We start from the raw sequence: 2,007 nt of genomic DNA, 5'->3' as shown, positions 1-2,007 counted from the left end.
GGGCGGCCAGCCGCCGGGCGAGCGCGCGGGTGCGGGCCTCGGCGCCGGCGTGCACGCCGCGGGCCTCCTCGCGCCGGCCGGCGGCCTCGGTGACCCGCGCCAGCAGGTCCAGGGAGCCGGCGGTGAAGTCGCGCTCGGCGGTCAGCTCGGCGCGCCGGCCGAGCTTGTGGGCGAAGCCGTGGACGAGGTCGGCGAGCCCGTCGGTGTCGCGCGTGTCGGTGACGGCGCGCAGCAGCAGGTCGGTGAAGTCGGAGTCGTGCCGGACCGCGAACAGCCCGGCGGCCTCGCCCTCGTCCGCGTTCATCTCCCGCTGGTAGCGGAACAGTTCGGGGTCGAGTCCGAGGTCGCCCAGGTGCTCGTTCCAGCGCTCGTGGACCTCCTCCCAGGCCACCTCCAGGTGCGGGTACGCCTTGCCGGCCTCGGTGAGGGCGTCGCGGAAGCCCTTCATCGTGCGGCGCCGGCCGCGGGCGGTGGAGGTGCCCTCGGCGGCGGGCCGCACGGCCGCGGACTCGGCGACCGGCAGCGACTCCAGGCTCAGCCCGGGGCCGGGCCGGAAGGAGTACCACGCCTCGGCGAACTTTCGCGGGTCGCTGGAGACCTGGCGGCCGCGCCACTCGCTGACCTTGCCGACGACGAGGGTCTCGCCGGTGACGGTGTGCTGCCACTCCAGGGCGACGTGCCCGCAGTCGTCGGCGAGCAGGAACTTCCGCAGCACGCCGGAGCTGGCGCCGCCGAGGGTGTTGCGGTGACCGGGCAGCATCACCGAGAAGATCAGCTTGAGCAGGACGGACTTCCCCCCGCCGTTCTCCAGGAAGAGCACGGCCGCGGGCGCGGGGCGGCGCGGCGGCCCGACGGGCTCGTCCGCGAAGAACTCGCCCTGCGCCGGAGCGGGATTCGCCACCGGCTCGCCCACCCCGCGCAGGTCCAGCACGGTGTCGGCGTAGCGCGCACCGGCGGGCCCGATGGAGTACAGGCGGATCCGGGACAGTTCGTACATGGCGGCTCTCGTGGTCGTGACGCGTGGTCGGGGCGGGGTGCCTGACGTCGGGAGACGTCAGGAGGAGTGGAAGGGCAGGCCGGCGTCGTCGGCCAGGTCGAGGTCGTCGGTGTCGTCGGGGGGCAGCAGGGTCGCACCGCCGTCGCCGACGGGCACGACGCCCAGCTCCAGCAGCTCGCTCATGGCGGCGCCGCCGGCCATGTCGCGGACCTGGAGCTGGTAGCGGGCGGTCGTGCGGTACGCGCCGCCCGCGTCGTCGCCGGTGCGCTGGAGGAAGCCGGACTCGGTCAGGAAGGCGACGGCCTTGCCCACGATGCCGGTGGTGGAGCCCGCCAGCCGCCGCGCGTCCTTGGTGGCGCCGGTGGCGCTGCGGCGCGCGTACACCCGCCAGGCGGCCTCCAGGCCGGGCGCGCCACTGGCCGGGTCGGTGTTCTCCCCGCGCTCGGCGGCGCGCTCCTCCAGGCGGCGGCAGGCCTGCCGTACGAAGGCGTCGACGCCGTTGACCGTGATACGGCCGATGTAGCCGTCGTCGGCGAGGTCCTGGGGGCGGGGGAAGGCCATGGCGGCGACGGCCAGGTGGGCGAGGCCGTGCAGGAACCGGTCGGCCGCGTCGGTGGCGGCCCGGCGGGCGTAGTCGCCCATACGGACGGCGAAGACGGAGTCCTCGGCGGCGGCCACGGCCATCCCGGCCCGGGTGGAGACCTCCAGCACCACCAGGCCGAGACCGGTGGCGACGGCGCCGGTCAGGCGCGCGAAGGCGGGGTCCTCGCGGTGGCGGCGCAGCAGGTCCGCGTACGCGGCGTCGCGGGCGGGCAGCAGCCGGGGCTGGAGCCCGAAGGCGACCAGGCGCGCGGCGTCGGCCGCGTCGGCGGGGGTGACGGGCGCGGCCGGGCCGCCGTCGCCCGGTCCTTCCGGGGCGGCCGGCAGGTCCGGCCGCGGCGGGCGGGCGGTGTCGTGGTCGGTCACGGGCGGGGCTCCTGGCGGGCGGCGGTCCTGGGGGCGGCGGTCGG

At 76.9% G+C, this 2,007-nt stretch carries 1 protein-coding gene and 1 pseudogene; both read right to left on the bottom strand.

Annotated features, from left to right (window positions below; all coding sequences use genetic code 11):
- Positions 1–997 (bottom strand): annotated as a pseudogene (locus RKE29_RS29610) (hypothetical protein); the annotation flags it as partial.
- A 57-nt stretch (positions 998–1,054) separates the two neighbouring features.
- Complete coding sequence (locus RKE29_RS29605; RefSeq protein ID WP_312008796.1) at positions 1,055–1,924, bottom strand: hypothetical protein; 870 nt, start codon at positions 1,922–1,924, stop codon at positions 1,055–1,057.
- Between the last annotated feature and the right edge of the window lie 83 nt (positions 1,925–2,007).

The sequence above is a fragment of the Streptomyces sp. B1866 genome, from assembly GCF_031932565.1.
Classification (GTDB): Bacteria; Actinomycetota; Actinomycetes; order Streptomycetales; family Streptomycetaceae; genus Streptomyces.
The sequence above is the reverse complement of the archived record's forward strand: the minus strand, read 5'-3'. Positions and strand labels throughout refer to the sequence as shown.